The sequence below is a fragment of the Kocuria sediminis genome (genome assembly GCF_009735315.1).
GTDB lineage: Bacteria > Actinomycetota > Actinomycetes > Actinomycetales > Micrococcaceae > Kocuria > Kocuria turfanensis.
On record NZ_WOGU01000005.1, the window covers coordinates 1 to 20,228 of the forward strand.

18 protein-coding genes and 1 tRNA gene are annotated in these 20,228 nt (G+C 70.5%); 6 read left to right on the forward strand and 13 right to left on the reverse strand.

Features of this window, described 5'->3' with window-relative positions:
- Window positions 1–777 precede the first annotated feature (777 nt).
- From GMA12_RS07000 to dnaB, 5 genes are all read right to left on the reverse strand, one after another.
- A tRNA-Gly gene (locus tag GMA12_RS07000) sits at window positions 778–850 on the reverse strand.
- Between the two features lie 165 nt (window positions 851–1,015).
- Entirely contained in the window at window positions 1,016–1,288 is a 273-nt protein-coding gene (locus tag GMA12_RS07005) for a DUF6458 family protein (protein ID WP_156268555.1), read from the reverse strand.
- A 124-nt stretch (window positions 1,289–1,412) separates the two neighbouring features.
- A complete protein-coding gene (locus GMA12_RS07010; RefSeq protein WP_156268557.1) occupies window positions 1,413–2,183 on the reverse strand; it encodes a hypothetical protein in 771 nt (256 codons plus the stop codon).
- On the reverse strand, window positions 2,164–2,802 hold the full coding sequence (locus tag GMA12_RS07015; RefSeq protein ID WP_156268559.1) for a calcium-binding protein: 639 nt from the start codon (window positions 2,800–2,802) through the stop codon (window positions 2,164–2,166). The genes GMA12_RS07010 and GMA12_RS07015 overlap by 20 nt, the downstream gene beginning before the upstream one ends.
- A 365-nt stretch (window positions 2,803–3,167) precedes the next feature.
- On the reverse strand, window positions 3,168–4,523 hold the full coding sequence (dnaB, locus tag GMA12_RS07020) for a replicative DNA helicase (protein ID WP_442354863.1): 1,356 nt from the start codon (window positions 4,521–4,523) through the stop codon (window positions 3,168–3,170).
- 140 nt (window positions 4,524–4,663) lie between these two features.
- Between dnaB and GMA12_RS07025 the strand changes: the two genes are divergently transcribed.
- Window positions 4,664–6,094 carry an amidase family protein gene (locus GMA12_RS07025; protein ID WP_156268561.1) on the forward strand — a complete coding sequence of 477 codons (1,431 nt, stop codon included), beginning with the start codon at window positions 4,664–4,666 and terminating at the stop codon, window positions 6,092–6,094.
- Window positions 6,095–6,158: 64 nt separating this feature from the next.
- Here GMA12_RS07025 and GMA12_RS07030 read toward each other — a convergent pair whose 3' ends face one another.
- From GMA12_RS07030 to GMA12_RS07065, 8 genes are all read right to left on the reverse strand, one after another.
- Window positions 6,159–7,199 (reverse strand): LacI family DNA-binding transcriptional regulator, encoded by a 1,041-nt coding sequence (locus GMA12_RS07030; protein ID WP_162459593.1) that lies wholly within the window; start codon window positions 7,197–7,199, stop codon window positions 6,159–6,161.
- A gap of 186 nt (window positions 7,200–7,385) precedes the next feature.
- Window positions 7,386–8,876 carry an aldehyde dehydrogenase family protein gene (locus GMA12_RS07035; protein ID WP_240898685.1) on the reverse strand — a complete coding sequence of 497 codons (1,491 nt, stop codon included), beginning with the start codon at window positions 8,874–8,876 and terminating at the stop codon, window positions 7,386–7,388.
- A gap of 84 nt (window positions 8,877–8,960) precedes the next feature.
- A complete protein-coding gene (locus tag GMA12_RS07040; protein ID WP_156268563.1) occupies window positions 8,961–9,740 on the reverse strand; it encodes a glucose 1-dehydrogenase in 780 nt (259 codons plus the stop codon).
- Between the two features lie 56 nt (window positions 9,741–9,796).
- On the reverse strand, window positions 9,797–10,780 hold the full coding sequence (locus tag GMA12_RS07045) for an ABC transporter permease (RefSeq protein ID WP_156268565.1): 984 nt from the start codon (window positions 10,778–10,780) through the stop codon (window positions 9,797–9,799).
- On the reverse strand, window positions 10,777–11,769 hold the full coding sequence (locus GMA12_RS07050) for an ABC transporter permease (protein WP_156268567.1): 993 nt from the start codon (window positions 11,767–11,769) through the stop codon (window positions 10,777–10,779). The genes GMA12_RS07045 and GMA12_RS07050 overlap by 4 nt, the downstream gene beginning before the upstream one ends.
- Window positions 11,766–13,334: a sugar ABC transporter ATP-binding protein gene (locus GMA12_RS07055; protein WP_156268569.1), complete on the reverse strand. Its 1,569-nt coding sequence runs from the start codon at window positions 13,332–13,334 to the stop codon at window positions 11,766–11,768. The genes GMA12_RS07050 and GMA12_RS07055 overlap by 4 nt, the downstream gene beginning before the upstream one ends.
- A gap of 41 nt (window positions 13,335–13,375) precedes the next feature.
- The gene (locus GMA12_RS07060) at window positions 13,376–14,449 is read right to left on the reverse strand and encodes an ABC transporter substrate-binding protein (RefSeq protein WP_156268571.1); all 1,074 of its coding nucleotides are present in this window, start codon (window positions 14,447–14,449) and stop codon (window positions 13,376–13,378) included.
- A gap of 37 nt (window positions 14,450–14,486) precedes the next feature.
- A complete protein-coding gene (locus GMA12_RS07065; RefSeq protein ID WP_156268573.1) occupies window positions 14,487–15,575 on the reverse strand; it encodes a mandelate racemase/muconate lactonizing enzyme family protein in 1,089 nt (362 codons plus the stop codon).
- 215 nt (window positions 15,576–15,790) lie between these two features.
- Between GMA12_RS07065 and GMA12_RS07070 the strand changes: the two genes are divergently transcribed.
- Genes GMA12_RS07070 through GMA12_RS07090 form a run of 5 tightly spaced genes read left to right on the forward strand, consistent with a single transcriptional unit; the run spans window position 15,791 to window position 20,220 of the window.
- Window positions 15,791–16,753 (forward strand): C-terminal binding protein, encoded by a 963-nt coding sequence (locus tag GMA12_RS07070; RefSeq protein ID WP_156268575.1) that lies wholly within the window; start codon window positions 15,791–15,793, stop codon window positions 16,751–16,753.
- Complete coding sequence (locus tag GMA12_RS07075) at window positions 16,750–17,841, forward strand: zinc-dependent alcohol dehydrogenase (RefSeq protein ID WP_240898686.1); 1,092 nt, start codon at window positions 16,750–16,752, stop codon at window positions 17,839–17,841. The genes GMA12_RS07070 and GMA12_RS07075 overlap by 4 nt, the downstream gene beginning before the upstream one ends.
- Window positions 17,838–18,593, forward strand: a complete 756-nt coding sequence (locus GMA12_RS07080; protein WP_156268577.1) for an SDR family oxidoreductase — start codon at window positions 17,838–17,840, stop codon at window positions 18,591–18,593. The genes GMA12_RS07075 and GMA12_RS07080 overlap by 4 nt, the downstream gene beginning before the upstream one ends.
- Window positions 18,590–19,255: a bifunctional 4-hydroxy-2-oxoglutarate aldolase/2-dehydro-3-deoxy-phosphogluconate aldolase gene (locus GMA12_RS07085; RefSeq protein ID WP_156268579.1), complete on the forward strand. Its 666-nt coding sequence runs from the start codon at window positions 18,590–18,592 to the stop codon at window positions 19,253–19,255. Before GMA12_RS07080 ends, GMA12_RS07085 begins: the two co-directional genes overlap by 4 nt.
- Window positions 19,252–20,220, forward strand: coding sequence for a sugar kinase (locus GMA12_RS07090; RefSeq protein ID WP_156268581.1), 969 nt, complete (start codon window positions 19,252–19,254; stop codon window positions 20,218–20,220). The genes GMA12_RS07085 and GMA12_RS07090 overlap by 4 nt, the downstream gene beginning before the upstream one ends.
- The last annotated feature ends 8 nt before the right edge of the window (window positions 20,221–20,228 follow it).

Sequence of the window (20,228 nt, forward strand, 5' to 3'; positions counted from 1 at the left end):
CGCCTCCCGGCCCCGGACAACCCGTCCCGGCCGCAGCGACTCAGCTAATTTACCTCCCCGCCCCGCCCCGCGCAACTTGCGCACCCCGCTCAGCAGGACACGACAACACCAGAACGACCTCGGAGAACAACCAGCCACCGGTACAACCGGCCGCCACCACGGGGCCACAACCTCGCCCACCCGCAGCAACTCGGAAGACACTACACCCACCCCCACACACCGTCAAAACACCCGTCACGGGCGCACGTGCGAGCTGTACCCGCAGACTCGGACAGGCATCGGGCAGCTTTCCTGCGACGGACTTTCAGATGCCGAGGGTCCGTGCTGACGGACCACACAGCCCCCTCCCCGACAGCCGCCGGTCGGACGGTGGGGCACTGGCGGCGTCGTCGTGCTGATCCGTGAGCCACCCGAGGATGTGGTGCCGGATCGATGCGGCACCATGCGCCGGCGTGAGCTCCCTCTACTGAGCAACGCGGGCCGGGCCCGGCCGGAACGGTGGCCATGGGAGCTGTGGTGCCTGCCGGGCCGCTCGGCGACGTCGTCGGCTGTTGGAGCCGGCCGCTACCCGGGGGGGGCGAGGCATCGCTGCGGGCGGGGCTGCAGCGGACGTGCTGTGGACGAGGGGTCGGTTCGTGGTGATCGAGCGGTGCGCATCCGCGTGATCACGCGCCACCTCTGTGGCGAGGACATCGGCGGCCGGCGAATGCGTTCTACACCTGGACCCGTCGATGACGGGCAGGTCCTCCGTCTCACCCTGCGAGAGGGGACGGGAAGAGCGGCAGACGGGAGTCGAACCCGCGACCTCCACCATGGCAAGGTGGCGCTCTACCAGCTGAGCTACTGCCGCATTCGTGGCTCCATCAGGAGCCACGGGAAGACATTACCCGATTCTCGCGGCGTGTGCGTCACGCCGGCCACGAAGGCCCGGGTGCGCTCCCCTTTTCCGTGGTCCCGGTCTGTCCCGTGACCGTGGCCATTACGCCTCAGGAGCGCAGGGTCCGCCCGGCCGGGCTCAGAGGTGCGAGTCGCGCTCGGTGACGGACTCCCGGCCGGTGTGGTCGACGTGCCGGGTCTGGGTGGTGGTGCGCCGCGGGATCAGGGAGATCACCAGCAGCACCGCGCCGACGACGGTGAGGATCCACCCCACCGTGACCAGGCTGATGGCGAAGGAGCCCAGGCTGATCGTGTTGCCGCTGGTGGCGAAGACCAGGATCAGTCCCAGAACGAGCGTGATGGCGGCACCGGCGGAGAAGTTGCGGTTCATGGCGGGCTCCTGGTCGTTCATGACAAAGGCATGTGCTTTGCGATTGCGATCATCCTACAGGTGGGTCAGCACGCTGATAAGTGCTGTCGGGATCGAACACGGACCGGCCGGACCGCCGTCGCCCCTCACGGACCGAACCGCCGGCTCAGGGCCAACGGTTGCGGGGCACCCGGTCGAAAGGCTCGGCCGGGCGACGGAGGAGGACGGCTCGGGGGCCGTAGAACTGCGCGTTGAACGGGTCGATGCCCAGAGCTCGGCAGTAGGCCACCACCCGTTCCGGAGTGAGGCGGTCGGGGATGCGCTGGAGTTCATAGGCGGCGGGGTCCTCGAAGTCCAGGTACTCCCCGTCGTCGGTGAACTCCCACTGGTCGTAGGCGTACTCGGCGTGCAGCTGCCGGAGGTAGAAGTCGGGCGGTCCGGCGGACGGGTCGGTGATCGCGAACCCGGTCACCCCGGCCCCACCGAGGGCGTCCTCGTCCAGGTACTGCCCGTCGGCGTCGACCTCCTCCGCCTCGGTGCCCGCCGGGTGCGGGCGCCAGGCCGCCACCACGCCCCTGGTCCCCAGCTGCTCGGCCAGCACACCCACGGCTCGGTCCACGGCCGGGTCGGCCGCCGAGGAGTCGAAGAGCGCCGTCCACCGCCCGCCACCGGTCTCCGCCAGCAGTTCCATGGTCGCCTCGGGGCCCATGTCCAGCGGGTCCAGTCGCCCCAGCAGCTCGGCCAGATCACTATTGAGCGGTTCTACGGCCACGGTGGCCGGACCGTGTATCCGCTCCCGCTCGGGTCTGTCCTTGTTCCGTTCCAGCCGGGTCCGCTCCCGCTCGGTCTCAAAGGTGGTGATCCGCTCCAGGGGCGCGTTCACGAAGACTGCGCACGAAGTGGTCGGTGCGAACTCTTCATCGAGAATGGTCAGCATTCCAGCCTTCCGGAGCCATGGGGCCGTCTTCAGGACAATGATGGCGTCGGGGCCAGCTGGTGCTCCTGGCCGTCAGTGAGGCCATCGGCGTCCGTGTCGGAGGTCGCGGCCGAGGACCCGTACTGGCGCTCCTGGCTGTCGTCGGGTCCGCCGCGGCCCCCGGTTTGCCGTCCTCGACCGACAAGCCCGCCGGCTCGGCGGACTCGCAGCCGGACAGCACGTCGCCGTCGGAGACGCCGTCGCACTCGTCCTTGGCGTTGCCGCCGTCGACGGTGTCCCGGCCGGTGCCGCCGATCAGCAGATCCTTGCCGTTTCCGCCCTGCAGGACATCTGCCCCTGGGCCGCCGAAAAGGACGTCCTGCCCGTTGCCGCCGACCACGGTGTCGTCGCCGCCACCGCCGGAGACGAGGTCGTCCCCCTGTTCCCCGCAGATGACATCGTCCTGGGGAGTCCCCACGAGACGGTCCGCGCCGCTGGTGCCCTGGATCGTGCACCCTGCTCCATGGCGCGGAGCCGCGAACACGGGTTGGTGCGGAGCCAGCCCCAAGATCAGGGACACTGCAGTCAGAAGACTGAGCACCAGGGGAAGAGGGCGTCGATCAGAGGCGAGGTCCGACATGGCAGTTCTCCGTCATCAGGAATCAGTCATCTTCCCTGCGGACGGGTGAGGGGCAACCGCAGGAAGCGTTCCGAGCGGGCTGCTGCGCGCACCGGTCATGCTGATGACAGACATGTGCCAATGCAAATACAAGTAGACGGGCGGCTCGCCGCACCGACGGTGTCCTGATCGACGCCTGCGGAGAGCGAATGCCCAGGTGGCCATCGCGCTGCGGTGCACGAGGACGCCGAATGACGCGGCGCGCGGACGGATCCGGTCATCCTCCGGGACGCCGGATGTACCTCCGGCGAGGGACCCCTGCAAGCGGCCCGTGTGCGGTGGGCACCGAGATCCGAGCTCGCGTCCGGCCGGACGCCGGACGCGCTCTACAGCCCCTCGTGGGCCATGTTGGCGAACCGGGAGTAGTGGCCCTGGAACGCCACCACGATCGTCTTCGTGGGACCGTTGCGGTGCTTGGCCACGATCACGTCGGCCTCGCCCGCGCGCGGGGACTCCTTGTCGTAGACGTCGTCGCGGTGCAGCAGGATCACCATGTCGGCGTCCTGCTCGATCGAGCCCGACTCACGGAGGTCCGAGACCATCGGCTTCTTGTCCTGGCGCTGCTCGGAGCCACGGTTCAGCTGGGACAGCGCGATGACCGGCACCTCGAGCTCCTTGGCCAGCAGCTTGAGGGCACGGGAGAACTCCGAGACCTCCTGCTGACGGGACTCGACCTTCTTGCCCGAGCTCATCAGCTGGAGGTAGTCCAGCACCACGAGCTTGAGGTCGTGCTTCTGCTTGAGCCGGCGGCACTTCGCCCGGATCTCCATCAGCGACATGTTCGGGGAGTCGTCGATGAACAGCGGGGCGGAGTCCATCTTGCCCATCGTGGTGGCGATCTTCGCCCACTGCTCGTCCTGCAGGCGCCCCTTGCGCAGGTCCTGCATGTTCAGCGTCGCCTCGGCGGAGAGCAGACGCATGGCGATCTCGTTGCGGCTCATCTCGAGGGAGAAGATCACCGTGGTCTGGTTGTGCTTGATCGCCGCGGACCGCGCGACGTCGAGGGCCAGCGTCGACTTGCCCATCGCCGGCCGCGCCGCGATCACGATCATCTGGCCGCCCTGGAAGCCCTGGGTGAGCTCGTCGAGCTCGATGAAGCCGGTGGGCACCCCGCGCATGCCCTCCCCGCGGGAACCGGCGGCCTCGATCTCATCGACGGTGGACTCGATGACCTCCTTGAGCACCGTGTAGTCCTCGGAGGAGCGCCGCTCGGCCACCTGGTAGATCTCGGCCTGGGCGGCGTTGACGATGTCGTCGACCTCGCCGTCGGAGCTGTAGCCCAGCTGCACGATCTTCGTGCCGGCCTCCACGAGGCGGCGCAGCACCCCGCGCTCGCGCACGATCTCGGCGTAGAACCCGGCGTTGGCGGCGGTCGGGACGGAGGAGATGAGGGTGTGCAGGTACGCGGGTCCGCCCACGCGCTCGATCTCGCCGCGCTTGGTCAGCTCGTCGGCCACCGTGATGGCGTCGGCGGGCTCGCCGCGCCCGTACAGGGAGATGACGGCCTCGTAGATGGACTCGTGGGCCGGCTTGTAGAAGTCGACGCCGCGCAGCACCTCCACGACGTCCGCGATCGCGTCCTTGGACAGCATCATGCCGCCGAGCACCGACTGCTCCGCGACGTTGTCCTGCGGCGGGGTCCGTCCGAACTCCCGATCGCTCCCGGACGACTGCTCCGACACGTGCCCACCTCTCCCCGCGCCCGCGCGGGGGCACGGGCGAACGAACGACGACGCCGCCTCGTCTGCGGGCGGCCCCACCATTCTCGCACCGACCGCGGACACCGCTTGCCGCCCGGTGGCGTCCGTGGACACCATGGACCATGACGCTCACCACAGACCTCAGCGGTCCCTGTTCGTGGGACATCCGCACCACCCGGGAGGAGCTGGCCGCGGGCCGGATCAGCCATGTGGAGCACCTCGACGCCCTGCTGGAGCGCCTGCCGCCGGCCCAGCGGCTCGGGGCCGTGATCAGCGTGGACCCCGAGCTGGCGCGGGCCCTCGCCCACGCCCTGGACCGCCTGGAGACGTGGGGTCCCCTGACGGGGATCCCCCTGGGCGTCAAGGACATCGTGGACGTGGCCGGGTTCCCCACCACGGGCGGCACGCGGGCGCTGGAGGACCACGTGGTGGTCCGGGACGCCCCCGCGGTGCGGCGTCTGCGGGAGGCCGGCGCCCTCCTGTTCCTGAAGACCAACCTGCACGAGCTGTCCTTCGGCATCACCTCGAACAACGGCTCCTTCGGCCCGGTGCACCACCCGCTGGACCCCGCGCTGGCCGCCGGCGGCAGCAGCGGGGGCTCGGCGGTGGCCGTGGCGGTCGGCCTGGTCCCGGCGGCGGTCGCCGCGGACACGGGCGGCTCCTCCCGCATCCCCGCGGCCCTCTGCGGGATCGTGGGGTTCCGGCCCACGCTGGGCCGCTATCCGTCGTCGGGCGTCCTGCCGATCGCCCACTCCCGGGACACGATCGGCCCCATGGCCCGGACCGTGGACGACATCGTCCTGCTGGACGCGCTGCTGGCCGGCGAGCGCCCGAGCGGTCCGCCCCCCGCCCGGCACCTGGAGGTCGACGACGGCGGTCCCGGCCCGCTGCACGGAGTCCGGCTGGGCGTCCCCGAGCTGTTCCTCCGGGACCTGGAGCCCGGGGTGGACACGGTGTTCGGCGCGGCCCTGCGAACGCTCGAGGCCGCCGGCGCGGAGCTCGTCGAGGTGGACATCTCCCCGGCCCGGGACCACGCGGCTCCCGCCGGGATGGCGATCGCCCTGCACGAGTTCCTGCCGGACCTGGAGGCGTACCTGGCGGACGGGGGCGGCAGACACTCCCTGGAGCAGGTCCGGGGCGGGATCGGCAGCCCGGACGTCCGGCGGATCTGGGAGCTGGCCGAGGTGTTCCGCGCCGCCGAGGACGAGTACCGGGCCGCCCAGCAGGCGCGCCGGCTGGCCCTGCGGCTGTACACCGGGGCGCTGGAGGCCCGGGGCGTCACGGCCCTGGTGCAGCCGACCTGCCCGGTGACGGCCCGCCCGCTCGGCGACGACGAGACGGTGGAGCTCAACGGCCGCCGCGTGCCCACGTTCGAGACCTTCACCCGCCACTCCGACCTCGCGGGCATCATCGGCACACCGGGGATCAGCCTTCCCGCCGGGCGCACCGTGGCGGGACTGCCCGTGGGCCTCGAGCTGGCGGGCGGTCCGGGCTCGGACGCCGTCCTGCTGGACCTCGCCCGGACGGTGGAGGCGCTGCTGCGGGAGCAGTGAGGCTGCGGCGACGCGCTCCTGGACGGGGGCGCCGGGCCGTGGCTGCGGGCGGGGAGCCCCGCGGTCACGCGGTGCCGGGAGACCTCACCGTCGCCGTCGACTCGCGCTCCAGGATGATCGGCTTCTCCGGCAGGACGATGTCCCGCGGCGGCGTCCCCTGCAGCTGGGCCACCAGGGCATCGACGGCCAGCTGTCCCAGTCCCAGCAGGGGGAGCGACATGGTGGTCAGCGACGGTTCCAGGTACTCCGCCAGAGGCAGGTCGTCGTAGGAGAGCACGGACACGTCGCCTGGGACGTCGACGCCCGAGCGCCGGAGCGCCTTCAGGGCGCCGACCGACTGCGAGAAGGTCCCGGCGTAGACGGCTGTGACGTCGGGCCGCGCCTCGATGATCTGCTGGGCGGCGCGGAAGCCGCCTGCCTCGTCGAAGATCTCCCGCACCACGAACGGTGCGGGGTAGCCCGCCGCAGAGGCGGCCGCCACGAAGCCCTTCTCGCGCTCCTGCGCGGGCATCAGGACACCGGGTCCGGAGATGTGGGCCATGCGCTCGTGGCCGAGGCCCTTCAGGTAGTCGAACGCGATCTGGCTCGCGCCCTGCAGGTCCACCGTCAGGCTCCGTCCCGAGCCAGGCACCGAGCGGTTGACGAAGACGTGGGGAATGGCGTCGAGCTGCCCGGAGTCCAGCAGGGGGTGTCCCTGCCGGGCGGAGGCGATGAGCAGTCCCTCCACGCGTCCGGCGCCGACCAGGTCCGTGTAGTCGGACTGGGCGTTCGAGTCCACCGTGTCCTCCGCGAGGAGCACGACGTATCCGTGCTCGCGGGCACGCTGATAGGCGCCGCGCGCAATCCGGGCGTAGACCGCGTTCATCAGGTCCGGGACCAGCAGCGCCAGGGCCTTGGTCCGGGCGCCGGCCAGGGCCTTGGCCCCGGCGTGCGGCGCGTAGTTCAGGGTCCGCGCGGCATCGAGGATCCGCTGCTTGGTGCTGGGTCGCACGTTGATGGTCGTGTCCCCGTTGAGGACGCGCGAGGCCACCGACTTCGTCACTCCGGCCAGCTCGGCGACGTCGACGAGACGGACACGCGTCCGGACGGGCGTGGCGGGTTCCACGGCTGCTCCCCCTGCAGGTCGGTGTGTGCGGTGGACGACGGGCTTCCGGACCCGGTCCGGTGCCGCCCGTGGTTCGAGTGAACCACGACGCCGACCGTCCCGCGTCCGGGGGCGATCGGGACGGGAGCGCCGGGTCCTCGTGCGAGGGACCCGGCGCTCCGCCCGGTTGCCGGCCGGAGGTGGGCCCTACCGCTGCGGACCGTAGTCGACGTAGACGGTCTTGCGGTGGGTGTAGCGCTCGAACCCGTGCTGGCCGTCGTCACCGCCCATGCCGGAGAGCTTCCAGCCGGTGTGGAAGCCGCCGACCTCCTCGGGACCGATCCGGTTGATGTAGACCTCGCCGAACTCGAGGTCGTCGGTGGCGGTCATCGCGACCCGCATGTTCTCCGTGTACACGTGCGAGGTGAGCCCGTAGACCGTGGAGTTCGCCCACTCGATGACCTCCTCGTAGGTGTCGAACGGGATGATCGGCAGCACGGGGCCGAAGACCTCGTGCTGCACGATCTCCATGTCGTTGGTGACACCGGTCAGCACGGTGGGGGCGAACCAGTACCCGCCCTCGTCGACCCCGTCGGGCCGGTCGCCCCCGATCTCGATCTTCGCGCCCTCGGCGACGGCGTTGTCCACGAACTCCTTGACCTTGGCCCACTCCGGCGCGGAGACCTTGGGGCCCATCTGGGACGACTCGTCGGTGGGGTCCCCGACCCTGAGACTCCGCACCTTGTCGACGAAGCGCCGGACGAACTCGTCGTACACGCCCCGCTGGACGTACGTGCGCTCGTTGCAGGTGCAGACCTGCCCGCAGTTCCAGAACCGTGCTTCGAAGGCGTCCTGCACGGCCAGGTCCAGGTCGGCGTCGTCGAACACGATGACGGGGGCCTTGCCGCCCAGCTCCAGGGAGACCGGGATGATCTTCTCGGCCGCCTGGGCGAGGATCTCGCGGCCCGCCCGGGTGGACCCGGTCACGGTGACCATGTCGGTGACGGGGTGCTCCACGAGGGCCTTGCCGATGCTGCGGCCGGGGCCGGTGACGACGCTGAGGAGACCGTCCGGCACCCCTGCCAGCTGGCAGACCCTCGCCATGGCCAGCGCCGAGAGCGGCGTCACCTCGCTGGGCTTGAGGACGATGGCGTTGCCGGCCATGAGCGCCGGGGCGACCTTCCGCGCGAAGATCGCCGCGGGGAAGTTCCAGGGGATGATCGCGACCACGACGCCGACCGGCTCCTCCCGGATCGTCAGCTGGGCCCCGGGCCGGGACGGCGCCACGACCTCGCCCACGTTGCGGTACTTCTGGCTGAGGGCGAAGTCGAAGAAGCTCTTGACGCCCTGGATCTCCCCCCGCGCCTCCGTGATCGTCTTGCCCTGCTCGGCGACGACGATCCGGGCCAGTTCCTCGGCGTGCAGGTCGACCTGCCGCACGATCTCGGCGAGGACGTCGGCGCGCTGCGCCAGGGGGAGGCGGCCCCACGTCCGCTGCGCGGCCCGGGCGCGCCGCAGGGCCTGGTCGACGTGCTCCTCCTCGGCCTCGGGCACGCCGGTGAAGACGTCGCCGGTGGCCGGGTTGTCGACGGGGCGGGTGGCGGGGGTGGAGATCCACTCGCCTCCGACCAGCATCCTGGGCTCGGGCCCCAGGAGCGTGCCGCTGCCCAGGATCGAAGTCGTTGTCGTGGTGGTCAAGATGTCCTCCATCTGTGTCCGTGGCTGGAGTCCCTCCCGGCGCCGGGTCGGGCCGGGGGCTGTGCTCATGACGGCCGGGGACCGTCAGTTGAAGTAGGTGCCGCCCTCGACGTTGTACGTCTGGCCGGTGATGTAGTCGGAGCCCGGTCCGGCGAGGAAGACCGCCAGCGGCACGACGTCGGCCGGCACGGAGGTGCGGCCGAGCGGGATGGTCTCGGCGACGCTCTTGAAGGTCTCGCCCTCGGCCTTGCCGGTGATCTCACCGAACTGCTTGTCGACCTCCTTCCAGTAGGGGGTGTCGACCACGCCGGGCGCCATGGCGTTGACGTTGACGCCGTAGGGGGCCAGGGCGAGCGCCACGGACTGGGTGATGGAGATGACCGTGGCCTTGGACGCGCAGTACGCCGACACCAGGCCCTCGCCGCGCCGGCCGGCCACGGAGGCCATGTTGATGATCTTCCCGCTGCCCTGCCGGCGCATCGGTTCGCTGGCGGCCTGGGAGAGGAAGAACAGGCCCTTGACGTTGACGTCGAAGATCCTGTCCCACTCCGCGGGCGTCGTCTCCCACACGGTCTTGATCAAGCCGATGCCGGCGTTGTTGACGAGGATGTCCAGGCTTCCCTGCTCCGTCACGATCGCGTCCACGAGCTCCTTCGACGCCTCGGTGTCGGTGACGTTGAAGGCCTTGGCCGATGCCGCGCCCCCGGCGCTGCGGATCTCCTCGGCCACGGCCTCGGCGCCGGCCAGGTTGAGGTCCGCGATGACGACGTGCGCTCCCTCGGCCGCGTAGCCGTGTGCCATCGCCTTGCCCATGCCGGAGGCTGCGCCGGTGATGAGGGCGACCTTGTTCTCGAGCGTTCCCATGCTGTTTCCCTTCGTGGTGGTGAGTGGTGTGTGGCGGTGGCCCGGCGCGGACGCGGTCATTGTCTGCGCCGGTTGGTCAGGACGCCCTGGACCACGACGGCCAGGACGAGGAAGAGGCCGGTGGCCAGATCCTGGTAGTAGGCGTTGAGGGAGCCGATCTGGTTGATGACGTTGCCGATGGTGGCGATGAGCAGGGCGCCGCAGAGCGCGCCGAGCATGCTGCCCACGCCGCCCGTCAGCAGGACCCCTCCGATCACGGCTGCCGCGATGGAACGGAGTTCGTAGCCGGTGCCGAGCGTGGCGACGCCGGAGGAGAGGCGGGACGCGAGCAGCGCTCCGGCCAGACCGGCCAGTGCGCCGCTGATCGTGTAGACCGCGACCTTGACGTTGCCCACGTCCACGCCCAGCATCTTGGCCGCGTCCTCGTTCCCGCCCAGGGCGAAGACCCTCGATCCGAAGGTGGTTCGATTGAGCACCAGGGCAGCCAGGGCGAAGGCGGCGAGGAGGATCCAGATCAGGTTCGAGACTCCGAGCAGGGAACCGTTGCCGATCGTGGTGAAGGTCCCTCCGGTGATGACGATGCTGGAGCCCGCGAGGACCAGGGCGATGCCTTTCACCGCGAGCAGCGCCGAGAGCGTGACGATGAACGGCGCCATGCGGGCCTTGCCGATCAGCAGCCCGTTGATCAGCCCCATGACTGCACCCGCCAGGATGGGAGCGGTCAGGGCAAGACCCCACCCGTACGGGGCGGCCAGGGCTGCGACGACCGTTCCGAGCCCGACCATCGATCCGACGGAGAGGTCGATCCCGCCGGAGATGAGCACGAAGCTCTGACCGATGGTGATCAGGCCGATGAAACAGGCCGCCGTGACGATGCCGGTGAGGTTGCCCGGGTTGGCGAAGCTGGGCGAGAAGGCCGTGGCGACGAGTCCGAGCAGGAGGAGCGCGCCGATCACGCCGTAGGACTGGACGAGTTCCAGCAGTCGCCGGCGCCTGGCCGTGGCATCGGAGGTCGTGCGAGAGGAGACCGTGGTGGTCATCGTGCGTCCTTCCACGAACGCTGCAGATACAGGGCGGCCACGATGAGCGCAGCCTTCAGGATCTGGGCGTAGGCAAAGTTGATGTCGTTCATCACGAATGTCGTGTCGATCAGCTGCAGGAACAGTGCGGCGGCCACGGTCCCGAGGACGGTGATTCGTCCTCCGACGAGCGGGGTGCCGCCGATCACGACCGCCGCGATGGCCGTCAGTTCGAGGTTGATGCCGATGAAGCTGGGGTCCGAGGCGCCGATGCGAGCCGAGGCCATGACGCCGGCAATTCCGGCGAGCGTGGCACTGAGCGTGTAGATGCTCACCAGCATGGTGTTGCGCGGTGTGCCCGTCAGGAAGGCGGCGTCCCGGTTGGATCCGGCGAACAGTGCGTAGCGGCCGAACGTGGTGCGGCGGACCAGCAGTGCGACGATCCCGGCCACCGCGAAGGCGATGACTGCCACGGCGGGGATCCCGGACCACGCGGCGGTGCCCAGCCAGGTGAAGAGGCCCCCCGGTGGGATGCTGTTGCGCGAGCCGCCGGAGACCGCCTGGGCGAGACCGCGGACCGCCACCAGCAGGCCGAGCCCGGTGATCAGCGGATTGATTTTCAGGAACGCGATCAAGGACCCGTTGAAGGTGCCGATCAATGCTGCCGCGAGGACGGCGATGATCAGCGCCGCGACCTCTCCGTAGCCGAGGTACAGGGCGATCACAGCGGAGGAGAAGGCCATCACTGAGCCGACGGACAGGTCGATGCCCCCGGTGCCGATCGCCAGGGTCTGGCCCACGGCGATGAGGATGATGGGTGCCGCGCCGAAGAGGATGTTCTCCAGCGTCAGGACGCTGGCGAAGCCGTTGGTCACGACGAGGTTGACGAGGACCAGCGCCACCAGGGCGAGGTAGACGGAGTACTTGCCTGCCCATTCCAGCGCGGTGCCGTGCCTCGGCGGTTTCTGTGTCTGGCCTGGAGCCGTCTGCTCCTGTGTCTGCGTGGTCATGCGGTTCCTCCAGCAGGTGGTGTCCCGGCCTCGGTCTGGGCCCCCTGGCCGGCCAGCAGGGACAGGATGTCCTCGTACTCGATGTCGTGCGGATCCATCTCGCCGGTGGCCCGGCCCTCGTTGAGGACGATCAGCCGGTCGCACAGTGACAGCAGCTCCTCGGTCTCGCTCGAGGTCATCACCACGGCGATGCCGCGGTCGGCCAGGGCCCGGACCACCCGGTGGACCTCCGCCTTCGCGCCCACGTCGATGCCGCGGGTGGGGTCGTCCAGCAGGACGACCTTCGGGTCGATGGCCAGCCAGCGGGCGAGCAGGACCTTCTGCTGGTTGCCGCCGGAGAGCTCGCTGACGGGTTGCTCGCTGTCGGCGGCCTTGACGCGCAGCTCCTCGGAGTACTGCTGCACGAGGTCGTCCTGCGCGGACCGGGGCACGAGACCGAACGTGGAGATCTTCCGGAGCACGGCTGCCGTCATGTTCTCCTTTACGCTCAGCCCGGGGAAGATGCCTTCGTTTCGGCGGTCCTCGGACAGGTAAGCCAACCCTGCGGCCAGCGCCTTGGCGGGTGTGGGCCGGGTCAGTGGCTTGCCGTCGATGAGGATCTCACCGCTGTCGGCCTTCACCGCACCGTAGATCGATTTGCAGGTCTCGGTGCGCCCTGACCCCAGCAGTCCGAGCAGGCCCACGATCTCGCCCTTGCGCACGTCGAAGGAGACATCACGGACACGGCTGGTCCAGTTCAGACGGCGCACCGACAGCCCGATCTCGGCGTGAGCCAGACGGTCGATCCGCTCCCGTTCGTGGTCGGGGTCGTCGGCGCCTTCCGTCAGCTCGACGCCGCCGAGCATCGCGTTGACCAGCTCGGCCCGGGGGAGTTCGGCCGGGGTGCTCTCCAGGACGAACTGCCCGTCCCGCAGGACGGTGAAACGGTCGCACAGCTCGTAGAGCTCGGACATCCGGTGGCTGACGAACAGCAGGGCGACGCCCTCGTCGCGGAGCCTGCGGATGACCTTGAAGAGCACCTCGATCTCGTTGCCGTTCAGCGCGGACGTCGGCTCGTCGAGGATCACGACCTTGGCCTCGAAGGCCACGGCCCGCACGATGGCCACCATCTGCTGCAGGCCCAGGCCCAGGGAGGAGAGCTTGCTGCGCGGATCGATGCTCAGCTCGAAGCGGTCCATGATCTTCTGGGTCTGTTCGACGGCAGCCTTCTTGTCCAGCAGCCCCGCCCGGCGCGGTTCCCGGCCGAGCAGGATGTTCTCGGCCACGGTCCGCTCCGGGATCAGGTTGATCTCCTGGTACACGGTGTTCACACCGGCGTGCTGGGACTCCAACGGTTTGCCGAAGGACACCGGGACACCGTCGAGGAGCAGTTCCCCCTCGTCCGGCTGGTGGAACCCGGTGATGATCTTGATCAGGGTGGACTTTCCGGCGCCGTTCTCCCCGTTGAGTCCGTGCACCTCCCCGGCCCGCAGCGTCAGGGAGGCGCCTTCGAGGGCGTGCACCCCGTTGAAGGACTTGTGGATGTTTCGGGCTTCCAGAACTACTGGTTTCTCGTGCTGGGACATCGATGTCTCTTCTCGTTCGGCTCAACCGGTCGAGGCCCGGGTCAGTAGGCCTTCCCGGAGTCCAGGGCTTCCTGAGCGTTGTCCTCGGTGTAGAGGGAATCCTTCATGATCACTTCCTGCGGCACCTCCTCACCGGCGAACCAGTCCTCGAGCATCTGGATCGCCGCCGGCCCGAACCGCGGGTTGGTCTCCACGACGGCATGGATCTCCCCCTCGGCCACCCGCGAGACGGCGTCCCGCGTGCCGTCGATGGAGACCACTTGGATGTCTTCTCCCGCGGTCTTGCCGGAGTTCTGGATCGCGGTCAGCGCCCCGAGGGCCATGGTGTCGCTGTGCGTGTACACACCGTTGATGTCGGGGTTGGAGATGAGGAGCTGGCTCATGACCTGCTGCGCCTCGCTGGTGGACCAGTTGCCCGGCTGCTGGGCGACGATCTGCATGTCCGGGTTCTCGGAGATGACCGACTCGAACCCTTCGGTGCGCAACGTCGCGACGTCGCTTCCCGGCGCGCCTTGGATCTCGGCGATGCGGCCTTCACCGTCGATGGCCTCGACCATGGCCTCGGCCGCACGCACCCCCTGCTCCCGGAAGTCGGAGCCCAGGAAGGTGAGATAGTCCTCGCACGGGGTGCCCTCGGTCTGCCGGTCGATCGTCACGACCGGAATGCCGGCTTCGTTGGCCGCGTCGAAGGCACTCTGCAGTCCGGTGGCACTGATGGGGGCGACGATCAGCGCGTCGACTCCCTGGTTGATCATCGAACGGATGTCGCTGAGCTGCTTGGCCTGGTCGCTGTTGGCGTTGGTGTACACGAGCTCCTGCGCGTTCTCCTCCACGGCGGCGCGCACGGACTCGGTCTCCGTCGCGCGGAAGGGGTTCTGCTCGTTCTCCGACTGGGAGAAGCCCACCTTCATCTCCGACAGCTGCATGTCCGAGGGGGACGGGTTCGTGCAGGTCTCCGACGACGTCCGCTCGATCACCTGCGAGGCCTCCTCGCTGGTGGCCGCGCCCCCGGAGCCGCCGGAGGCCTCCTCGGCGCTCTTGGTGCAGCCGGTGACAGCGATGGTCGTCGCCGCAGCGAGGACAGCTGTGGTGCGGAGAATGTGCGTGCGTGCCATGGGATCGTCCTTTGCTGGTACGGAAAGGGTGGGTGGATCAGGCTCGGTGGGGCTCGAGGGCCGCGAAGTCGAGGTCGATGCCGTGCCCGGGTGCGTCCGGGGCCGTGACGAAACCGTCCACCACGGGCATCGGCTCGGCGATGTAGGGCTCCAGGCTGAACCCGTGCGCCTCCATGTGGGCGCGGTTCGGGGCGGCGGCCAGGCAGTGCACGGTCAGGTCGTGCACGCCGTGGCTGGTGACGGGAAGGTTGTGCGCCTCGGCCAGGCCTGCGATCTTCCGGAAGACGGTCATCCCGCCGCAGTTGCTGACGTCGGGCTCCGGATAGGAGATCGCCCGCGCGTCGATGGCGGCCCGGAACTCGTGGAGCGTGTGCAGGTTCTCCCCGCCGGCCACGGGGATGCCGCCGTCGCGCAGGATGCGGGCGTGGCCGGGCAGGTCGTCGGGAATGGTCGGCTCCTCGAGCCAGACGAGGTCGAACGCGCGGAGCTCCCGGGCGGCGGCGATGGCCTGGTCGGCGCTCCAGCGCATGTTGGCGTCGGCCATGAGCGGGAACTCGTCGCCGAGGTGCTCCCGCATGCGCTGCACCCGTTCGACGTCCTCGCGCACGTTGGCGCGGCCGACCTTCATCTTGATGGCCCGGAAGCCCTGCTCGAGGAAGCCGTCGGCCTGCTCGAGCAGGCGCTCCGTGCTGAACTGCAGGTCGATGCCGCCCGCGTAGACGGGGACCTTGGGGTCGTAGCCGCCGAAGAGCTTCCACAGCGGCATGCCCGATCGGCGGCCCTTGAGGTCCCACAGGGCGACGTCGATCGCGGAGATCGCCGAGGTCTGGTGCCCGCCGCGGCCGGCGTAGTGCAGGTGCCACCACATCTTCTCCCACAGCGCCTCGATGCGCTCCGGGTCCGCGCCGACGAGCACGTCGGACAGGTACCGGTCGATCATCACCGCCACCGCCGCGCCGCCGGCGTTGACGGTGTAGGTGTAGCCCATTCCCTGGACCCCGTCCGTGTCCGTGATGCGGACGGTGATCAGCTCGAAGTCGTCCATGTCGCCGTGCATGCTGTCGGTCAGCTTGACGGGCAGAGGGACGCGGTAGTGGTCGGTGACGACCGACTCGATCTTCGCCATGGGCACCTTCCAGCGGTGGGGAGTTCTCGGAAAACTGTTTAGAAAACCGGTTTCCTACTGTGGCACGCCTCGGTTAGTGTGTCTAGGGTCACGTTGAAAATCGCTTCTGTGACGGACTCCCCCGACAGCTTCCGTTCGCCGGCACACCCGGCGTCCGGCACCAGGGGTCCCGATCACGGCAGTGCTCGAACGATGGATGTGAGGGGTGGATGCGCATGAGGATCGTCATCACGGACTGTGACCACGAGACGATCGAGGAGGAACTGGACGTCGCGGCGGCGCACGGGGTGGAGGTGGTGCAGGCCCGGTGCCGCTCCGAGGACGAGGTCATCGAGGCCGCGCGCGACGCCGACGGCATCCTGGTGCAGTACGCCCCGGTCACCGACCGCGTCCTCGAGGCGCTCCCCCGGCTCCGGGCGATCGGCAGGTACGGCGTCGGCGTCGACACGGTCGACGTCGACGCGGCCACGGCGCGCCGGGTCGCGGTGAGCAACGTACCGGACTACGGCACCGAGGACGTCAGCGACCACGCGGTCGCACTGGCGCTCGCCCTGGTCCGCGGGGTGGTCCAGCTCGACCGCGGCGTGCGCGCGGGAGAACACGCACTGACGCCCGTCAAGCCGCTGCACCGGGTCAAGGAGCTCGTCTTCGGCGTGGTGGGGATGGGCCGGATCGGCGCCGCCACCGCGGTCAAGGCCCGCGCCCTGGGCTTCACCGTGATCGGCTGCGACCCGCACGTCCCGCCGCGCACGGAGGCGGAGGAGGGGATCGAGGCGGTCGAGTTCGACGCCCTGCTGGAACGGGCGGACGTCGTGTCCCTGCACGTCCCCCTGGACGCGAGCACCCACCACCTCGTCGACGACGCCGCCCTGTCCCGGACCAAGGAGGGCGCCGTGCTGGTCAACACCTGCCGCGGCGGCGTGGTCGACACGGCGGCCGTCGTGCGGGCCCTGCGGTCGGGCCGGCTCAAGGGCGCCGCCCTCGACGTGTTCGAGGAGGAGCCCCTGCCGCTGGACAGTCCGCTCGTCGGGCTGCCCAACACGGTCCTCACCCCGCATGCCGCCTGGTACAGCGAGGAGTCCTACAGCGAGCTCAAGCGCCGCACCATCGAGAACGTGGTGGACGTGTGCGCGGGCCGCACGCCGCGCAACATCCTGAACCCCGAGGTGCTCTCATGACATCCGCGCTCCCCACGTCCGCCACCCGGGCCACCATGCGGGCCGCCGTGTGGACCGGCCCGGACCGCCTGGAGAACCAGCAGGTGCCGCTGCCCGAGCCGCACGACGGCCGGGCTGTGATCCGGGTCGAGTACACCGGTCTGTGCGGGACGGACTTCTCCATCCTGCACGGCACCCACCCGCGAGCGCAGGCCCCGCTCATCATGGGTCACGAGATCACCGGCGTCGTGGAGACCGCTGCGCCGACCGGCCCTGCGGCAGGCACCCGCGTCACGGTGGAGCCCTTGATCTCCTGCGGGACGTGCTCGGCCTGCCGCAGCGGTGCCACCCACGTGTGCCGCCGCCTGGGGCTCTACGGCATCGACGAGCCGGGTTCCCTCGCCGAGTACGTGGCGCTGCCGCCGGAAGCCCTCGTGCCGATCGGCCCCGACGTCCCCGTGCTGGAGGCGGCTCTCGCCGAGCCGCTCGCCGTGGCCGTCCACGCCGTCGCCCGCTCCGGGCTGACCGGTGGGGAGCAGGTCATGGTCTTCGGCGCGGGGCCCATCGGCATGCTCACCGCCCTGGTGGCCCGGCACGCCGGGGCCGGGCACGTCCTCGTCGCCGAGCCGAGCGAGGAGCGGCGCCGGGTCGCCGAGAGCCTCGGGTTCGACACCGTCCCCGCCGGCACGGATCCGGTGGACGCCGTCCTGCGCGCGACCGACGGCGACGGCGCCGACATCGTCTTCGACTCGGCCGCCCACCCCTCCGTGGCCGCCGCCCTCGGCCGCGCCGTGTCCGTTCTGGGGACGGTCGTCCTCGTGGGCGTCTACAAGAAGCCCGCGGAGGTGGACCTCCAGGCCCTGACCTTCGCGGAGAACACCGTGGTCGGCGTCCGGGTCTACACCCGCGCGGACGTGGAGCGGGCGGTGCAGCTGCTGGAGACCGATGCGCTGGGGCTGGGCCGCCTGCCGGTGGAGGTCTTCCCGCTCGAGGACATCGAGGAAGCCTTCGAGAAGGCCATGTCGGCCGGCGGCGTGCTCAAGGTCCTCGTCAGTCCCGCCCGGCCACCCCTCGACCACGACCGTGCAAGGAGCGTGCGCACATCATGACCAGTCCTTTCGACCTGAGCGGGCGAACCGCCGTCATCACCGGGGCCTCCCGCGGCATCGGCCTCGGCATCGCCGCCGGCCTGATCGAGGCCGGCGCGAACGTCGTCGCGATGCAGCGCGCCGCACCCCCCGGTGAACTGCTCGACCGGGCGCGGGCGGCCGGTGCGCGGCTGGACCACGTCGCCGTGGACCTCAGCAGCGAGGCGTCCGTCGCCGCGGCCATCGCGGACACGCTCGCCGAGCACCGGGTCGACATCCTCGTGAACAACGCGGGGACGCAGATCCGGCACGACTCCACCGACTTCCCGCTGGAGGACTTCGACGCAGTCATGAACATCAACCTGCGGTCCGTCTTCCAGCTGTGCCGCGGGTTCGCGCCCGCGATGCTGGAGCGCGGATACGGCCGGATCGTGAACCTGGCCTCCCTGCTCAGCTTCCAGGGCGGCTACCGGGTCCCCGCCTACGCGGCGTCCAAGGGCGCCGTGGCCCAGCTCACCAAGGCGCTGTGCAACGAGTGGGCCGGCCGCGGGGTGAACGTCAACGCCGTGGCACCGGGATACTTCGCCACCGACATGAACGCCGCGCTGCTGACGGACAGCGAGCGCAACGAGCAGATCTCCGCCCGGATCCCGGCAGGCCGCTGGGGCGTGGGCCAGGACCTGGCCGGAGCGGTCGTCTTCCTGGCGTCCCCCGCCGCCGACTACGTCCACGGCGTGGTCCTCCCCGTCGACGGGGGGTGGCTGGCCCGATGAGCGCAGTCGACAGAGCTGCCGCGGCGCAGCACCTGCGGCGGAACCCGGTCATCGCGGTGCTGCGCGCCGACCACGCCCGCGAATACGAACCGGTCGTCGCGGCCCTGGTGCGCGGTGGAGTGCGGAGCATCGAGCTCACCCTGAGCACCCGCGGCGTGTTCGAGCTGCTGCCCGTGCTCGTGGACCGTTTCGGCGACGAGGCGGAGATCGGGGTGGGCACCGTCACCACACCGGAGCAGGCGGAGCGTGCGATGGACGGCGGAGCGCGGTTCCTGGTCACCCCCACGATGGCCCTGCCCGTCGTGGCGAGCGCGGTGGCACGAGGAGTTCCCGTGCTGCCCGGCGGGCTGACGCCCACCGAGCTGCTGTCCGGATGGGAGGCGGGCGCCACCGCCGTGAAGCTGTTCCCGGCCTCCACCGTGGGTCCCGGCTACATCGGTCAGCTGCGAGGCCCTTTCCCGGACCTCCAGGTCGTCCCCTCCGGGGGCGTCGGGATCGAGGACGCGGCGGACTGGATCGCTGCCGGCGCGCTCGCCGTGAGCCTGGGCGGGCCGCTGCTCCGGGACGCCTTCCGGGGCGGGGACCTCGGCGAGCTGTCCGACCGCGCCGGCAGGCTGAGCGCCCTCGTGGCCGAGGCCGTCGCGGCGAAGGAGTCGGCATGAGCGGCGTCGTCCACGGCGGGGCCCCGGACGTCGTCACGTTCGGCGAGACGATGGCGCTGTTCACGGCGGACACTCCCGGACCCCTGCCCCACGTCCCCTCCCTGAGCCTCGGCATCGGCGGAGCCGAGAGCAACGTCGCCGTCGCCCTGCGGCGCCTCGGCACGTCCGTGGCCTGGGTGGGACGTGTCGGTGCGGACAGCTTGGGCGAGCTGGTCGTGCGCGAACTGCGCGGCGAGGGGATCGACGTCGTGCCCGTCCGGGACGAGTCCGCTCCCACCGGGCTGATGATCAAGGAGCGCCGAACCGCCGACGCGCTCAAGGTCTGGTACTACCGTGCGGGCAGCGCCGGCTCCCGGCTCGAGCCCGAGGACGTGCCGGACGATCTCGTCACGGGGGCGCGGCTGCTGCACGTCACCGGCATCACGCCCGCCCTGTCGCCGTCGGCGGCCGCGGCGACCCACCACGCCATCGACCTCGCCCGGGAGGCCGGCGTCCCGGTGTCCTTCGATCTCAACTACCGTGCCGCCCTGTGGTCGCGGGAGGAGGCCGGTGAGCAGTTCCGCCGCATCATGGCCAAGGTGGACATCGTCTTCGCGGGTGACGACGAGGCCGGGATCGCCGTCGGCCCGGCCTCCGACCCCCGGGAGCTCGCGCGCCGGATGGCCGCGGAGGGTCCGTCCCAGGCCGTCCTCAAGCGCGGCGACCAGGGGTGCCTGGCACTGATCGACGGGAAGGAGTACGCCCGGGAGGCCGTGCCGGTGCGCGTGGTCGACACGGTGGGCGCGGGCGACGCCTTCGTCGGCGGCTACCTCGCGGAGCTGCTCGGGGGCGCGGAGGCCGACCGGCGGCTGCGCACCGCGACACAGGTCGGGGCTTTCGCCTGTCTGGTGCCCGGCGACTGGGAGGGCATGCCCCGGCGGTCCGAGCTGCACCTGCTGGCCCCGGAGGACCCGGTGTCGCGGTGACCGGCCGT

Coding starts and splice junctions, on each gene's coding strand:
- GMA12_RS07005 (WP_156268555.1), bottom strand. CDS start 1,288: ATGAACGACCAGGAGCCCGCCATGAACCGCAACTTCTCCGCCGGTGCC.
- GMA12_RS07085 (WP_156268579.1), top strand. CDS start 18,590: ATGAGCGCAGTCGACAGAGCTGCCGCGGCGCAGCACCTGCGGCGGAAC.
- GMA12_RS07090 (WP_156268581.1), top strand. CDS start 19,252: ATGAGCGGCGTCGTCCACGGCGGGGCCCCGGACGTCGTCACGTTCGGC.
- GMA12_RS07045 (WP_156268565.1), bottom strand. CDS start 10,780: ATGACCACCACGGTCTCCTCTCGCACGACCTCCGATGCCACGGCCAGG.
- GMA12_RS07040 (WP_156268563.1), bottom strand. CDS start 9,740: ATGGGAACGCTCGAGAACAAGGTCGCCCTCATCACCGGCGCAGCCTCC.
- GMA12_RS07010 (WP_156268557.1), bottom strand. CDS start 2,183: ATGCTGACCATTCTCGATGAAGAGTTCGCACCGACCACTTCGTGCGCA.
- GMA12_RS07060 (WP_156268571.1), bottom strand. CDS start 14,449: ATGGCACGCACGCACATTCTCCGCACCACAGCTGTCCTCGCTGCGGCG.
- GMA12_RS07065 (WP_156268573.1), bottom strand. CDS start 15,575: ATGGCGAAGATCGAGTCGGTCGTCACCGACCACTACCGCGTCCCTCTG.
- GMA12_RS07080 (WP_156268577.1), top strand. CDS start 17,838: ATGACCAGTCCTTTCGACCTGAGCGGGCGAACCGCCGTCATCACCGGG.
- GMA12_RS07025 (WP_156268561.1), top strand. CDS start 4,664: ATGACGCTCACCACAGACCTCAGCGGTCCCTGTTCGTGGGACATCCGC.
- GMA12_RS07015 (WP_156268559.1), bottom strand. CDS start 2,802: ATGTCGGACCTCGCCTCTGATCGACGCCCTCTTCCCCTGGTGCTCAGT.
- GMA12_RS07070 (WP_156268575.1), top strand. CDS start 15,791: ATGAGGATCGTCATCACGGACTGTGACCACGAGACGATCGAGGAGGAA.
- GMA12_RS07050 (WP_156268567.1), bottom strand. CDS start 11,769: ATGACCACGCAGACACAGGAGCAGACGGCTCCAGGCCAGACACAGAAA.
- GMA12_RS07055 (WP_156268569.1), bottom strand. CDS start 13,334: ATGTCCCAGCACGAGAAACCAGTAGTTCTGGAAGCCCGAAACATCCAC.
- GMA12_RS07075 (WP_240898686.1), top strand. CDS start 16,750: ATGACATCCGCGCTCCCCACGTCCGCCACCCGGGCCACCATGCGGGCC.